This is a genomic window from Arcticibacterium sp. (assembly GCF_055134445.1).
This window is the reverse complement of record NZ_JBSRVI010000015.1, coordinates 33,556-48,094: the sequence shown is the minus strand read 5'-3', so window position 1 is coordinate 48,094 and position 14,539 is coordinate 33,556. Positions and strand designations below refer to the sequence as shown.

Here is a 14,539-nt window from a genome sequence, read left to right as displayed (position 1 = left end):
AAGACCAGAGGGTTGAATGTACGGGCGGAGGGTTTCGAACCCCCACGCCTTGCGGCACTAGATCCTAAGTCTAGCACGTCTACCAGTTCCGCCACGCCCGCATCCTTTTTGAAATCTTAGACTTCAATCGGGCTGCAAAGGTAAACTAGAATTTTATTAATGCAAACACTCTCAGAAAAAAAATCAAAAAATTATTTCTTAAAGATTCTAGTCGCTTAATAAAAAAGAGATGTCTAAATTTGATCATTAAATAACATTATTAGAAAAAAGGCTCTTGAGTGGAAAAGGTTAAAGAAAAAGAATATTATTCTGAGGCAGAGAAGAAAGAGATTAAGGCAAGGTATAGAGCCATACTTAAAGAAGCTAAACCATACCTACAAGGCGACGACCTCAAACAAATCAGAAAGGCATTCAATATCTCAATGGACGCCCATAAAGAGATGCGTAGGAAGTCTGGTGAGCCTTACATCTACCACCCCCTTGAGGTTGCTTTGATATGTATACAAGAGATAGGACTCGGCCCTACTTCGATTGTTTGTGCCCTTTTACATGATGTAGTAGAAGATACGGAACTAACGCTTGACGACATCGAAAAAGACTTCGGCCCTAAAGTTCGAAGAATCATAGATGGTCTAACCAAAATTGCCGAGAACTTTGAGCAAAGTCAATCGGCTCAAGCTGAGAATTTCAGAAAGATGCTTTTGACGCTTTCTGAAGATGTCAGAGTGATTTTAATAAAACTAGCAGATAGGCTTCATAACATGCGAACCTTAAAAAGCATGGCTCGCAACTCGCAACTAAAAATTGCACATGAAACCATCTACATTTATGCTCCACTGGCTCACAGACTCGGTCTTTACCAAATTAAATCTGAATTAGAAGACCTATACTTAAAATATAACGAGCCCGACTTATACAAGACGGTGGCACAAAAGCTGAAATCTTCCAAGAAAAAGAGAGAGGAATTTATTGAAGCTTTTATGGATCCAATCTCAAGAAGATTAAAAAACTCAAACATAGATTTTTTTATCAAAGGAAGGCCGAAACATATTTTCTCTATTGCCAATAAAATCAAAAAGCAAGGCACTTCCTTTGAAAACATTTACGATCTATTTGCCATCCGGATCATTCTTAAAGGAATCTCTGTCAACCACTTAGATAGAGAGAAAGCGGCCTGTTGGCAGGCTTACAGTATTGTAACAGACGAATATAGGCCCAACCCAGACAGATTAAAAGACTGGATTTCTACGCCCAGATCAAACGGATACGAATCGCTACACACTACCGTAATGAGCCATACCGGTGCCTGGGTAGAAGTACAAATTAGAACCGAAAGAATGGATGACGTAGCCGAAAGAGGCTACGCAGCACACTGGAAATACAAGGGCAACGAATCTAATCTTAACAAACCTTTAGACCAGTGGATTAATCAGGTTAGAGAAACCTTAGAGTCTAAAGACAATTCTGCCATGGAATTCGTGGAGGACTTTAGAGGAAACTTATACAACGAAGAGGTTTTTGCCTTTACTCCTAAGGGAGATTTAAAGGTGCTAAGAAAAGGAGCCACCGTTTTAGACTTTGCCTATGAAATACATACTGAGGTAGGAAAAAAATGTACCGCAGGAAAAGTAAATGGTCATCTTTTGCCCATCTCTCATGTATTAAGAAACGGCGACCAAGTTGAAATTTTAACCACTAAAAACCAAAAACCTTCTGAAGACTGGTTACGCTTTGTTGTCACTACCAAGGCAAAAGGCCGAATAAAAGAAGCCTTAAAAGAAGAAAACAAAACCTATCAGATCGACGGTAAAGAAATCATAACAAAAAGGCTCAAGATTCTGGGAATAGAAAACAACTTGGAGACGATGAACCAGTTGAGAGCCTATTTCAACAAAAAGGACTATAACGACCTATATTATTCTTTTGGAAAAGGTTATATTCTACCAGAAAGACTGAGAAGATTTAAGGCTGAAAGAGAGGCCCAAGCAAACCTTAGACTTAAAAACAACATTGATGATGATGCCTTTTCTAATGCCAAGAGCTTTGAAAAAGCCATTAAAAAGTCTAACGGAAACGACTCCCTATTAATAGGAGACGATTTGCAAAAATTAGACTATACGCTTTCTCAGTGTTGTACTCCTATACCTGGAGATGATGTTTTCGGTTTTTTAACAGTAAACGAAGGCATTAAAGTCCACAGAACAAGCTGCCCAAACTCTCAACAGCTACTTTCTTCTTATGGCAACAGAGTTATTAAAGCTCAATGGTCATCTCAGATTGAGAAAGCTTATTTGGCCACTATCCAACTGAAGGGAGTCGACAGAGTCGGTATGATTCAGGATATTTCAAAGGTTATTTCTGAAGAACTACATATTAACATGCGTGGACTGAATGTAAACACCGAACATGGCGTTTTTGAAGGTGAAATAAAAGTATTTGTTTTTGACACAAAACACATGGAGAAATTGGTCAGAAAACTTTCAAAAATCCAGGATATTGAGAATGTTAGTCGAGTACGAATTAAGGATATTTAAAATTCCATTACTTTTGAAAAAAAGCAATCGGCTAATGCCAAGATTATTTCTGATATTTTCAATTCTCTTTCTGCCTTTTTACGGGCAATGCCAAACAGAGGATCCAACGCTGATGGACACGCTTAGTGTATCAAGGAATTTTATGCAAACTAACATTTATAAAAATGGCATTAAGCTCCAAAAGCACAAGTTCTCCTCCTTATTAAGCGACAGTAAAAAATGGTCTAAAAAAAATAAACTAGCCAACATCATTCTACCTGCTGGCCCTATCATTTCTGCGGGAGGCGTTTATCTAGCATATGACGCTATTAAGGGCGTGCCTATGGTATATATTGAAAATGGCGTAGAATACCCTTACGTGGTAAGAAGTTTACCCAAGCTTCTCGGAGGAATTGCTTTTTTCGTCACGGGTCTTTGTCTTGTAGAGTCTGCCAACGAGACTAAAAGCAATGCTGCTCTTTGGTATAATGAAAATCTAAAGAAAAACCTTGAGGCCAAAGAAACTACCTTCCAGCTTAAATTGGGCATAAGTAATTCCGGCGGCCTTGGACTTACAGCCAACTTTTGATCAAAAGGGCATTGTTTGCCATTAAAAATAGGTAAATTTGTGAGTAATTTGCTTGAGTGAACATAACCGAAAATTAATGAATCCGAATAGTTCAAATTTTGATTCTGCTAAACAAATTTTTCTTGCCTTTTTGGAGAATAAGCAGCTTCGCAGAACTCCAGAACGTTTTGCCATACTTGAAGAAATTTATGGTAGAACAGATCATTTTGATGTAGATGACTTGTACATCTCCATGAAAAACAAAAAGTATCAAGTGAGTAGAGCTACTGTTTACAATACGCTGGATCTTTTAGTGGAGTGCGACCTGGTAACTAAACATCAGTTTGGTAAAAATTTAGCTCAATATGAAAAAGCTTTTGGCTCTAGACAGCATGATCACCTTATCTGCCTAGACTGCCATAAAGTAGAAGAATTTTGTGACCCTAGAATCCAAAATATTCAAACAATGGTAGGCGACGCACTTAAATTTGACGTCATGCACCATTCTTTGATTTTTTATGGCAATTGCAAAAAAGAAAATTGCGAAAATAAAACAGTTTAAAAACAATCATTAATAGTACAGTCTTTGACATTTTAGTATGGTAGATATTTTATTGGGTTTGCAGTGGGGAGATGAAGGGAAAGGGAAAATAGTAGATGTATTAGCACCACAATACGAAGTAGTAGCAAGATTTCAGGGAGGACCAAATGCTGGTCATACCCTTGAATTTGATGGCTTAAAACATGTTTTACATCAAATCCCTTCTGGTGTTTTCAGAAAAGATTGTACCAATATTATTGGTAATGGTGTAGTTCTGGATCCTGTGATTTTCAAGAAAGAGATTACTAGTTTGACAGAGAAATTCGGCATGGATTTAACGGGCAACTTAGTTATTTCTACTAAAGCTTCTATCATTATTCCTACACATAGGCTTTTAGACGCTGCTCAAGAAAAAGCCAAAGGAGTTAATAAGATTGGCTCTACATTAAAAGGAATTGGCCCAACTTATACAGACAAAGTTGGCAGACATGGATTAAGAGTGGGAGATATTTTATCACCTTCCTTTAAAAGCAAATATGACAAGCTAGTTAACAAACATAAGGAGCAATTAAACTTCCTAGACTTTGAAATTGAAGGTTTGGAAGAAACAGAAAAAGTTTTCTTTGAAGCTTGTGAGTTCTTAAAGACTTTTAAAATCACAGAAACAGAGTATACTGTTAATAAACACCTCAACGAAGGCCAAAAAGTATTGGCAGAGGGTGCTCAAGGTTCTCTTTTGGATATTGATTTTGGTTCTTATCCTTTTGTAACTAGTTCTTCTACCACCGCCGCTGGCGTGTGTGCCGGTCTTGGTGTAGCTCCTGGAAAAATAGGTGAGGTTTACGGAATTTTCAAAGCTTACTGTACTAGAGTAGGTAGTGGTCCTTTCCCTACAGAACTGGAAGACGCTACAGGAGAACTGATGCGTAAGGAAGGAAACGAGTTTGGTGCTACCACCGGTAGACCAAGAAGATGTGGATGGTTAGATTTACCAGCCTTGAAATATACCGTTATGCTAAATGGTGTAACACAGCTGGTGATGATGAAAGCAGACGTACTAAACATTTTTGAAAATTTAGAGGTATGTACGGGATATAAATTACCAGATGGCAGCACTACAGATCAAATGCCATTTGACCTTTGTGATGAAGAGGTAACTCCTGTTTACAAGACGGTTAAAGGTTGGAACACTTCACTAGAAGGTATAACTGATTTTGATAAACTTCCTGCAGAACTTAAAGACTACGTTAAATACATTGAAGAAGAAGTAGGCGTGCCTATTACATATGTATCTACTAGCCCAGACAGAACTGCCACTATAAAAAGATAAAATTGAATGGATAAGAATCTGGCCAATTATTTATTTCACACAGAAACGCTCTATTTTTCTAAAGAGGATTTAGCTTCCGCTACTCCCAAAATAGAAGTTGCTGAAATAAGTAAACCAGATTCTAATCCTGAAATTAAAACCGAGGTCGGCACTAAACCACCAGCTACACCTATTAGTAAGGTAACCACCGCTGCCTCAGAAAAAAATACGCCCACAGAAGAGGCGAAACCTTTCAAAATGGACACCAACCATCTGGTGGTCGTACATGGTATAAAAACAGACGAAAGGGAGTTTTTAGTAAAAGTGTTAATGGCTCTTAATATGTCATTGGCCAAAGTGGATATATTAAATACCACTAAATACAACAACCCCGATTTCAAAGAAATCATTTATAACAATTCTATTTCTTCTATTTTATTCTTAGGTGAAGAAGCTGGAGGAGATTTCCTTCCAAAACTTAAGCTTAGTCCCTATCAAGTTAAGGATATTAAAAACATCAAATTTCTATTCTCAGCAAGTCTTACTGACGTCAGTTTGAATAAAGATAACGAAAAAAGACTTCTGTGGGAGTCTTTAAAAAGTCTGTATGGCAATTGATCTAGCTCAGTAGAGAAAACATTTACTCCAGAAAAAGCCAAATTCACTCCAAGAAAATTGGTCTTCGTCGGAAAGAGCTACTCCTAAAAAACTATTTTCAACAGTTTTGTATCATCAAAAATCGGGTAACCGACTTAATACAAAACATGAAAAAACTACACTTACTCTTTCTAACCATTCTCACTCTTCCTGCTCTATCTCAAAGCATTCTTAAGGGAAAAGTAACCGACAAAAAAGGTGAAGCACTACCATTTGCCAATATATCAATTGTAGGAACGTATGATGGTGGCTCTTCTGACATCAACGGCGTATTCAACTTTTCTACATCAGAAAAAGGGCTAAAAACGCTTCAGGTCTCTATGATTGGGTACAACGCCCACAAAGAGCAAATCACCCTAACAGACAGCACCCTGAGTTATGAAATAAAACTTACGGAAGCCATCAATTCTCTAAACGCCGTGGTCGTAACCGCTGGAATGTTTGAAGCCTCAGACGAAAAGAAAATGGTGATGCTCAAACCCATGGATATCGTTACCACGGCTGGAGCTGGTGCAGATATAGTATCCGTCATGCAGTTTCTTCCAGGAGCCACCAGGGTAGGTGAAACCGAAGGGCTTTTTGTTAGGGGCGGCTCTGCCAATGAAACCAAAACAGTTATAGATGGTATGATAGTCCAAAATCCATTTTTTAGCAGTACACCGGATGTTCCACAAAGAGGCAGATTTAACCCTTTTATGTTTAAAGGAACTGCCTTTAGCACTGGAGGCTACTCCGCCATGTACGGTCAGGCTCTCTCATCTGTCCTTCTACTCAATACACAAGATAAGCAAGGCGATAATAGCAACCTGAACTTAGGACTAAATATGGCAGGAGCCAATGCCTCCTATACGCACAAGGGTTGGATAACAGGAACGGTGAACTACACCAATCTGTCGCCTCTTTTAAACTTAGTTAAAACGAATATTGACTTTGAAAAAGTACCGCAGGGATTTGGAACGTCTCTTACCATTAATGAAAACTTTGACAATAACAGCTCATTAAAAGTATACGGAACATACTCCGATAATTCTTCCGCTCTTATCCTACCCTCATATGATGAAGAAAACAGTACTTATGTATTCAAAAACAACAATAATAACACTTTTACCAATGCATCATACCGCCAGTCTTTTGATGATGGTAACTGGGTAATGATGACCGGATTATCTTACAGTAACAATAAGGACAATTTATTACTAGACCACGTCAACTCTGACAGAAACGATAAAAGAACTCAAGCCAGAATAGTGATGAGCAGGCTTTTTGGAAATAATCAAAGCAGTACATTAAACTTTGGAGCGGAGTATCATGACATCAGATTATCCAACCTCTATGGCGAATCAGCGTTGACCTTAAACGACCAGTATAGCAGTATTTTTGTCGAATCAGAATTTTATATTTCTTCAAAATTGGCAGGAAGAATTGGAGCAAGAGGAGAACACTCCACCATTATCGGAGCAATGAATTTAGCTCCTAGAGTCTCTTTAGCCTATAAGGTTGGAAAGTTTGCTCAGTTTTCTTTAGCCGGAGGTAGATTTTACCAAAACCCTGATAAAGAATATTTATACATTAATCCAAACCTAGGCTACGAAAATGCCGACCATATTATCCTAAACTACCAAGTAAAGAAAAACGAGAGGACTTTCCGAAGCGAAGTTTTCTACAAAAAATATAATAATCTAGTAAGCGAAGCTTCTAACTATTTTGACCCTAATCCGTACAGATTCCCAAGCGGTGTCACTGATAATTCAGGCTCGGGATATGCTCAAGGCTTTGATGTGTTTTTTAGGGATCAGAAATCTTTAGAAAACGGTGACTTTTGGTTAACCTACTCCTACCTCGACACAGAACGTCAATTCAAAAATTACCCGTCAGAGGTGACACCAAGTTTTGCTACAAAACATAACTTTTCCGCTATTTATAAGCAGTTTATAAACAAAATAAGCACCAACGTAGGTGTAACTTTTACGCACACATCTGGAAGACCTATTTACATCATAGGAGACGACTTCCAAAATGTGGAACTAACGAAAGCCTTTCAAAACTTGAGCCTTAGTGCCAGCCATGTGAAACAGATTGGAAACAACTTCATTGTCTTTTATGCCACTTTAGATAACGTTCTAGGTAGAAAAAACATTTTTGGGTACAGATACTCTGCCGATGGTAAAGAAAGGTATGCCGTAAAACCAACGTCCAACAGGTCTTTCTTCTTCGGATTAAGCTGGACTATAGGGCAGTTAAACGGCAGAAGCCGAGAAGCCGACTTAGATTTTTAATAAACGCTCTCTCATCATATAAAAATTAACATATTTCAAATTTTAAACAATTCCTCAAAATGAAAAAAATATTCATTTCTATCTTATTAACGATTTCGGTACTCGCTGTTTCAGCTCAAAATGCTGCTTATGAAAAAACAATGACAGATTTGGTTTCTCAAATCCAACAGACGGGTATCGAAGAGTCATTTCAGCCATTGACAAATAAAATGGAACGTATTGCAGCGGCCGAAAAAGAACAATGGCTTCCTAATTATTGGGTGGCATATACCTACGCTAACGAATCTTTCAAAAAGCAAACTCCAGGAGAAAAAGACCAATTATTAGAACTTGCAGAATCTTTTTTAGCAAAAGCCGAAAAATTATCTCCTATCAATGATGAGATACAAGTACTTAAAGCACAAATAGCATCTGGTAGGCTATCTGTAGACCCTATGAACCGATTCCAGACCTACGGCGAAAAATTCACGAAAGCTCTCACCACCGCGACTAAACTAAATGCCAATAATCCACGGATATCATATTTAAGAGGAACTAGTGCTTTCTTTACACCCGAAAACTTTGGTGGAGGAAAAGCTGTAGCAAAACCACTTTTTGAGGCAGCACTAGAAAAATTCAATAACTTCGAACTTAAATCTGCCATGCATCCTAGTTGGGGCAAATACGAGTCAGTATACTTCTTATCACAATGTCAATAAAAACAATGCAAGCATCTCCATTTTCAATATTAGGATACGCCGATTTAATAGCGAAAACAGAAAGAGTACGTAGGAAGAATACTTTCATTAAATTTCTACTTGTATTCCCCGCAGCATTCATAGCCTACACCATACATGGTGGTGTAGGCCCATTTCTTCAAGAATGGTTTACAAAACTTGATGTTATAATTCCGATTCTCCAAATCGCTTTATTTATACACTTCATAGGTTCTGGAAACTTACTAAAGGGTTTTGATAAATGTTTGGCGGTTTTCAATGAAGAACGCTGGAAAGTGAATCACGTTTTAAGATATATTCCGAATAATGTAGGTGAAAACTGGCTACCACTATTTGTAAATCTGATGATTTTTATGGGCATGATGATAGGCATTCAGATAGGTCTAAGCATAGTAGCCAATATTACTCTTGTTCAGCGTTTTCTTGAAAACTGGAACATCTTATATCCAAATGCCGGGGCTGCACCTATTTTCCAATTTTTTAAATATTACATTCTCTCACCTATTGCTCTGTCATTTGCTGCAGTTACTATAAACTGGCTTTTTCTAGACAAATTGAATCAAACCAATGCATGATTGGCTCTCCCTTACATAGCAAATCCTTTCCATCGGAAAACATTAAAAACCTAGAGGTTCATACCTCATGGGGTGCCATTGAAGTTTTAGGAGGAGATTATACCGCGTTGCGGGTAGAAGTTTACGCCTACAAAAGAGGCTTGTTGAACTTTTTCTTACAAGATCCCATGAGCAAATCTGAATTTGAGAAGCTGGGCTTTAGAATTTTCACGGAAAATGAGACCCTACTCATCAAAAGTATCCATGGAAAAAGAAACTGGCTAGATAGTATTTTTTCTGGACACCAGGTTTCATTTAGGATTTTTGTGCCTAAAGACTTGTCAATCCATCTTAATTCTAGCATTGGTGATTTGACCCTCGTTAATGTTACTGGTAAACATTTGCTAAAAGGCTCCATAGGAAAGATAAACTTAACAGGGGTAAAGGGAAGCTTAAAAGGCCTAGGCAAGAATTTTGGAGGTGGTATTAAGGTGGAACAATGTCACGGCGATTTCGAACTCCACACCAGTGGAGGAAACTTAAACATTTCTCATTGCCAAGGAAACCATACCTACGCCACAGATGGAGGGAATATCAACATTTCAGACTTCAATGGTGTCTTAAACTCAAAAACCAAGGGCGGAAACGTAAATATCAACAGACTAACAGGAGAGCTCAAAGCCATTAGCTGGGGAGGAAACATTAAACTCACGGGCATCAGAGCCAATGCGGCTGCCACCACTAAAGGAGGAAACATAAGAGCAGACATTGACGAGCTTAAGGATTATTTATGGCTAGAATCTAGTGGAGGGAACGTAAAAACCCATCTCCCAAAAGATAAAGGAATTCAATTAAACGCAAGAGCCTCGAGAGTAAAAACTTACGGCAATTTCAACTTTAATGGCTTACGTTCTAGAACAGAATGGGACGGCACCATAAACGGTGGGGGCTGTAATGTAACCTTACGCTCTAGAGGAGGAACCTTGACAATTTACGAAAAAGAAACCATAGAATATTCAAACCCACTTTCTCCTAGTAAAAGTCCAAGTGTTCAGTCAAATTTTCAATTCAGTAAACCACGTTCCGAAAAGCAATCCGACACTTCAAGTCCGCCCAAAAATGCTCCTAAAGTTCACAAACCCGTGGCGTCAAGCGAAAAAAGAAATTGGAAGTTTTCACCCTTCGTTCCTTCCGGACTACAAGTTTTTTATGCTTTCATGTTTACCGTATTACTTGTTTACGGTCTAAACAGCATCACATATTTTACCTCGGAATTATTCAATCCCACTTCATTAGAAATAGAACATAATAAGGCGGTAGCCCTTCTAAATTTAACCACAGGTCTCTCAGCATTTCTGGGATTTATACTTTTCATCTCTTTTGTAGAAAAATATCTTCAACCCAAATGGCTGAAATATTTGTCTCTAATAGGACTAACATGTCTTTCTTTTTTCCTGGTTCACCTAGCGGTCAATCTCTACTTTGAATCCCAAACAAACACATTCGAGTTTTGGCAATACTTTATGGAGATCACAAGAACAAGAAGTAGTATTTCTGGTTTTAATAACTCCAAAATATTTTACAGCGTTATTCCTTCATTTGTGGCATGTGCGTATTATGCTTTTTGGAGTAGATCTACACATTTAAGCAGAAAAATATCAGAGCAAGAATACCAGTTGCTCAATATGGAGAAACTAAAAACCAAGGCACAGCTAACCGCCTTGGAAGCCAGAATTAACCCTCATTTTCTATATAATTCTCTTAACAGTATTGCGGGGCTTATTCATGAAGATCAAGACAAAGCCGAAGACATGACTGTGGAACTCTCTAAATTGTTTAGGGCCACCACTGGACGAAACAATGAAAGTAACCATTCTATAAATGAAGAGATAAGCTTGGTGAAATCTTATTTAGCCATAGAGCAAATGCGTTTTGGCAACCGCTTAAACTACAGTATTAACGTAGAAGAAAAACTAAACGATAAGCTTATTCCAAGATTTCTACTTCAACCTTTAGTTGAAAATGCCATTAAGCATGGAATATCTAAAATAGCCGACAGCGGCGAAATCAAAGTAGACATTAAAGAAGAGGGACAATTTATTGTGATAGACATACATGACAACGGACCTGATTTTGGCGAAGATATATCTGGCGGATATGGTTTAAAAAGTGTCAAAGACAAACTAACCTTAATATACGGAGATTCGGCGATGCTCCAAATCAGCAACGACCCTATCAAAAACATCCAAATTAAAATAGATAAAGACCATGAATTATAAAGCTATACTCATAGACGACGAACCATTGGCTATTAGCAGATTAAAAAGACTACTCTCCAAATTTGAAGATATTTTTGAAGTCATAGATGAAGCGACTAACGGCGAAGAAGGGTTAAAAAAAATAGAAAGTCAAAAACCCGATTTGATTTTCCTGGACATTGAAATGCCCATCCTAAACGGTTTCGAGATGTTGGCTGCTTTGGATTATATGCCTATTGTGGTTTTCTGCACCGCATACGATCAATACGCCATAAAAGCCTTTGAAGAAAATAGCCTAGACTATCTCCTAAAACCAGTGGAGAAAGAAAGACTGCAAAAAACAGTAGATAAACTAAAAGCCAGATTATCCGAAAAAGACAGGGGTTTTGAGCAAGCTACGCTGCAAAAACTTATGGAACAGCTAAACCCTAAAAAGGAACTGCATAGCATTACGGTGAAATCTGGAGATAAAATCCTATTTATTTCCCTATCACAAATCAGTCATTTTCAGGCGGATGATAAATATGTTTTTCTAAATACAATGGACGGAAAACAGTATTTAACCACTCATACCATTACTTCTTTAACAGATAAACTTCCAGAAGAATTTGTAAGAATTAGCCGTTCGGCAATTATACATGCTTCCAAAATCCAGTTTATGGAAAAAGGCTTCAATGGCAAATTTGTGATTCAATTAAAGGACCAAAAACAAACCAAGCTAGAGTCTGGCGGCTCCTTTGCCGATAACTTAAAGCAGCTGATGGAAGTGTAAAGTTAGGTAGAGCTTCAATTAGATTTCTTCAGGGAGTTCTTCAAAAATCGAAAAGGTTAGTTGGACCTACAGTCGGACTTTAATTTAGGAAATTGGCACAAAATTATCTGAATAGCTTTTTGTTAAAATACTCAAAAAGAGGATTACCATTGATTTACCAAAAAAGTAACCCATGAAAGCTACAAATTCAAAAACGTCAATTGGACCCTGATTATGCGTTGGGGAATCGTTATGAGTAGTTAAATCACAATAAATCAGACAATTAAAGGAAATTAGCATATACCGCTATGGTGATTTAGTTTAAATGGATTTACGTACTGATTTGAAGCAATTTAGCTACGGTTCCGATAAAATCGGGAGATTGACTAATGCATAAAGCGGGTTGAAGCAATTCAGAAAATATTGCAGCGATAATAAAACTTGAACAGAGAAAGAGTATGCTGAATTATAGCGGAAAACTAGATTCAACCATTGATTTAGATGTTTTAGGGGACAGTCGTTTAAAATGGCATAATTGATAGCTCTGTTTGGATTTATTAATTTTAAGGGGGTGTAAAATCTTATATTCTTACTGAGTTAATTGTAAATGATTTAGTAAGAATGAATGAAATTGTTTGGTCAAAATGATATAATTGAAAGTGTTGTAAATTAAAAAATCGTACAGACCATTTCTCGAATTTAACTATGATACACCTGATTTAGGTTTTCCCAATGTTTTACACTATTAATAATCGCAAATCAAGTAAATGCCTCGCTTAAACCGACTTACAGAAATCCTTATTCAGCTTCAATCTAAAAGAATTATTAAGGCTCAGGAAATAGCCGACAGATTCGAGATAAGCTTAAGAACTGTTTATAGAGACATTAGAGCTCTTGAAGAAGCGGGGGTACCCATATTGAGCGAAGCTGGAGTGGGCTATTCCATCATGAAGGAATATAGACTTCCACCGGTACAATTCACAGAAGATGAAGCCTTTTCTTTTTTAACCGCCGGAAAACTTATTTCAAAATTAACAGATGAAGACACCAAAAAATCTTTCGAATCTGCTCTTTTTAAAATCAAATCTGTACTTAAAAATGCCGACAAAGAACTACTTGATGATGCCTACCAGCATATTGAAGTTTTAGAAAACGACTATTTACCAAGCGAACGAAACGAACGGCTAAACATAAAACAAATACTTAAGGCCATTCTTAACAAGAATATTATCAAAATAGAATATTTCACAGGTTCTAGGTTTGAAAAAAATGAAAGGGACATTGAACCCATTGGTATATTTTCAAGCCATGGAAATTGGTATTTGATAGCATGGTGTAGATTAAGGAAAGACTACAGAAATTTTAGAATTGACAAAATAACGACCTTGGTAATACAGACAGAACGTTTTGACAAAAAACATCCGAAGCTCCATACCTTTATCAATAATACGCAGTCGAAAGAAAACCTCATTAAAGTGGTTTTAAAAATCGACAAAAAAGGATTCCGATACATGGGAGACCAATATTATTATATGGGTTTTATCTCTCAAAAGGATTTAGGTGAACAAATTGAAATGACATTTTTGACTGGCAACTTAATGGGCTTCGCCCACTGGTTTCTCTATTTAGGAAAAGTAGCAGATATTATTGAACCCGAGCAACTTAAGTTAGATGTAAAAGAACTTCTTATAAAGAGCATGGATAGGCTTCAACAAAAAGAAGCTGACAAGTGGTTGTCACTCCTCTAACCTAGTTTAGCAAAAACAATAATGGGAAAATTAGATTTAACAAAGACCTACAAAACTTACTATAAATCACAGGCAAAACCTGAAATAGTGAATTTTGAGACTATTAATTACTTATCAATAACGGGAATTGGTGACCCATCAGGAGATGAATTTGCTCTAAAAATTGCAGCACTCTATCCAGTCGCTTATACCATTAAATTTGAATGTAAAGCTGTTGATAAGGATTTTGTAGTCCCGAAACTAGAAGGATTGTGGTCATTTGACTTAGATAAATATGATGGCATTGCCATGGAAAATGCTCCTATAAAAATCCCAAGAAGTGAATGGGCATATCGATTATTAATTAGAATGCCTGATTTTGTAAATCCTGAAATGGTACAAAACGCTATAGACCAAGTTAAGGTCAAAAAAGGTGAACTCCCTTTCATAGACGAACTGACATTCCATACTATGAATGAAGGCAAATGCGTCCAAATACTTCATATAGGTCCTTTTAATACAGAACCCAAATCTTTAGCAAAACTTCAAGAAGTCATGGAAGAAAACGGTTTTGCAAGAAATGGTGAGCACCATGAAATATATCTTTCGGATTTTAGGAAAACCGATCCCGAAAAATTGAAAACAATTCTCCGAGAGCCAGTCAAATAA

General features: G+C 37.3%; 12 protein-coding genes and 1 tRNA gene. 12 read left to right on the top strand and 1 reads right to left on the bottom strand.

Features of this window, described 5'->3' with window-relative positions; translation table 11 throughout:
- Nucleotides 1-19: 19 nt before the first annotated feature.
- A tRNA-Leu gene (locus ACTBZY_RS01735) sits at nucleotides 20-101 on the bottom strand.
- 177 nt (nucleotides 102-278) lie between these two features.
- Between ACTBZY_RS01735 and ACTBZY_RS01730 the strand changes: the two genes are divergently transcribed.
- The 12 genes from ACTBZY_RS01730 to ACTBZY_RS01675 all read left to right on the top strand — a co-directional run bounded on the left by ACTBZY_RS01730 (nucleotide 279) and on the right by ACTBZY_RS01675 (nucleotide 14,539).
- Nucleotides 279-2,534: a RelA/SpoT family protein gene (locus ACTBZY_RS01730; protein ID WP_463044598.1), complete on the top strand. Its 2,256-nt coding sequence runs from the start codon at nucleotides 279-281 to the stop codon at nucleotides 2,532-2,534.
- A gap of 34 nt (nucleotides 2,535-2,568) precedes the next feature.
- Nucleotides 2,569-3,102, top strand: coding sequence for a hypothetical protein (locus ACTBZY_RS01725; protein ID WP_463044597.1), 534 nt, complete (start codon nucleotides 2,569-2,571; stop codon nucleotides 3,100-3,102).
- Between the two features lie 76 nt (nucleotides 3,103-3,178).
- On the top strand, nucleotides 3,179-3,643 hold the full coding sequence (locus ACTBZY_RS01720; RefSeq protein WP_463044596.1) for a Fur family transcriptional regulator: 465 nt from the start codon (nucleotides 3,179-3,181) through the stop codon (nucleotides 3,641-3,643).
- A gap of 37 nt (nucleotides 3,644-3,680) precedes the next feature.
- On the top strand, nucleotides 3,681-4,952 hold the full coding sequence (locus ACTBZY_RS01715; protein ID WP_463044595.1) for an adenylosuccinate synthase: 1,272 nt from the start codon (nucleotides 3,681-3,683) through the stop codon (nucleotides 4,950-4,952).
- Between the two features lie 6 nt (nucleotides 4,953-4,958).
- The gene (locus ACTBZY_RS01710) at nucleotides 4,959-5,549 is read left to right on the top strand and encodes a hypothetical protein (protein WP_463044594.1); all 591 of its coding nucleotides are present in this window, start codon (nucleotides 4,959-4,961) and stop codon (nucleotides 5,547-5,549) included.
- Nucleotides 5,550-5,695: 146 nt separating this feature from the next.
- On the top strand, nucleotides 5,696-7,864 hold the full coding sequence (locus tag ACTBZY_RS01705; protein WP_463044593.1) for a TonB-dependent receptor: 2,169 nt from the start codon (nucleotides 5,696-5,698) through the stop codon (nucleotides 7,862-7,864).
- Nucleotides 7,865-7,923: 59 nt separating this feature from the next.
- The gene (locus ACTBZY_RS01700) at nucleotides 7,924-8,562 is read left to right on the top strand and encodes a hypothetical protein (protein ID WP_463044592.1); all 639 of its coding nucleotides are present in this window, start codon (nucleotides 7,924-7,926) and stop codon (nucleotides 8,560-8,562) included.
- On the top strand, nucleotides 8,553-9,155 hold the full coding sequence (locus ACTBZY_RS01695) for a hypothetical protein (protein WP_463044591.1): 603 nt from the start codon (nucleotides 8,553-8,555) through the stop codon (nucleotides 9,153-9,155). The genes ACTBZY_RS01700 and ACTBZY_RS01695 overlap by 10 nt, the downstream gene beginning before the upstream one ends.
- Nucleotides 9,152-11,413 carry a histidine kinase gene (locus ACTBZY_RS01690; protein ID WP_463044590.1) on the top strand — a complete coding sequence of 754 codons (2,262 nt, stop codon included), beginning with the start codon at nucleotides 9,152-9,154 and terminating at the stop codon, nucleotides 11,411-11,413. The genes ACTBZY_RS01695 and ACTBZY_RS01690 overlap by 4 nt, the downstream gene beginning before the upstream one ends.
- Nucleotides 11,403-12,164 carry a LytR/AlgR family response regulator transcription factor gene (locus ACTBZY_RS01685; protein ID WP_463044589.1) on the top strand — a complete coding sequence of 254 codons (762 nt, stop codon included), beginning with the start codon at nucleotides 11,403-11,405 and terminating at the stop codon, nucleotides 12,162-12,164. Before ACTBZY_RS01690 ends, ACTBZY_RS01685 begins: the two co-directional genes overlap by 11 nt.
- 746 nt (nucleotides 12,165-12,910) lie before the next feature.
- Nucleotides 12,911-13,891, top strand: a complete 981-nt coding sequence (locus tag ACTBZY_RS01680; RefSeq protein WP_463044588.1) for a helix-turn-helix transcriptional regulator — start codon at nucleotides 12,911-12,913, stop codon at nucleotides 13,889-13,891.
- A 21-nt stretch (nucleotides 13,892-13,912) separates the two neighbouring features.
- Entirely contained in the window at nucleotides 13,913-14,539 is a 627-nt protein-coding gene (locus tag ACTBZY_RS01675; protein ID WP_463044587.1) for a GyrI-like domain-containing protein, read from the top strand.

Bases quoted from the DNA above. Each gene is read 5' to 3' on its own strand.
- ACTBZY_RS01720 (WP_463044596.1), top strand. From the start codon at position 3,179: ATGAATCCGAATAGTTCAAATTTTGATTCTGCTAAACAAATTTTTCTT.
- ACTBZY_RS01725 (WP_463044597.1), top strand. From the start codon at position 2,569: ATGCCAAGATTATTTCTGATATTTTCAATTCTCTTTCTGCCTTTTTAC.
- ACTBZY_RS01685 (WP_463044589.1), top strand. From the start codon at position 11,403: ATGAATTATAAAGCTATACTCATAGACGACGAACCATTGGCTATTAGC.
- ACTBZY_RS01690 (WP_463044590.1), top strand. From the start codon at position 9,152: ATGATTGGCTCTCCCTTACATAGCAAATCCTTTCCATCGGAAAACATT.
- ACTBZY_RS01700 (WP_463044592.1), top strand. From the start codon at position 7,924: ATGAAAAAAATATTCATTTCTATCTTATTAACGATTTCGGTACTCGCT.
- ACTBZY_RS01705 (WP_463044593.1), top strand. From the start codon at position 5,696: ATGAAAAAACTACACTTACTCTTTCTAACCATTCTCACTCTTCCTGCT.
- ACTBZY_RS01715 (WP_463044595.1), top strand. From the start codon at position 3,681: ATGGTAGATATTTTATTGGGTTTGCAGTGGGGAGATGAAGGGAAAGGG.
- ACTBZY_RS01680 (WP_463044588.1), top strand. From the start codon at position 12,911: ATGCCTCGCTTAAACCGACTTACAGAAATCCTTATTCAGCTTCAATCT.
- ACTBZY_RS01695 (WP_463044591.1), top strand. From the start codon at position 8,553: ATGTCAATAAAAACAATGCAAGCATCTCCATTTTCAATATTAGGATAC.
- ACTBZY_RS01710 (WP_463044594.1), top strand. From the start codon at position 4,959: ATGGATAAGAATCTGGCCAATTATTTATTTCACACAGAAACGCTCTAT.
- ACTBZY_RS01675 (WP_463044587.1), top strand. From the start codon at position 13,913: ATGGGAAAATTAGATTTAACAAAGACCTACAAAACTTACTATAAATCA.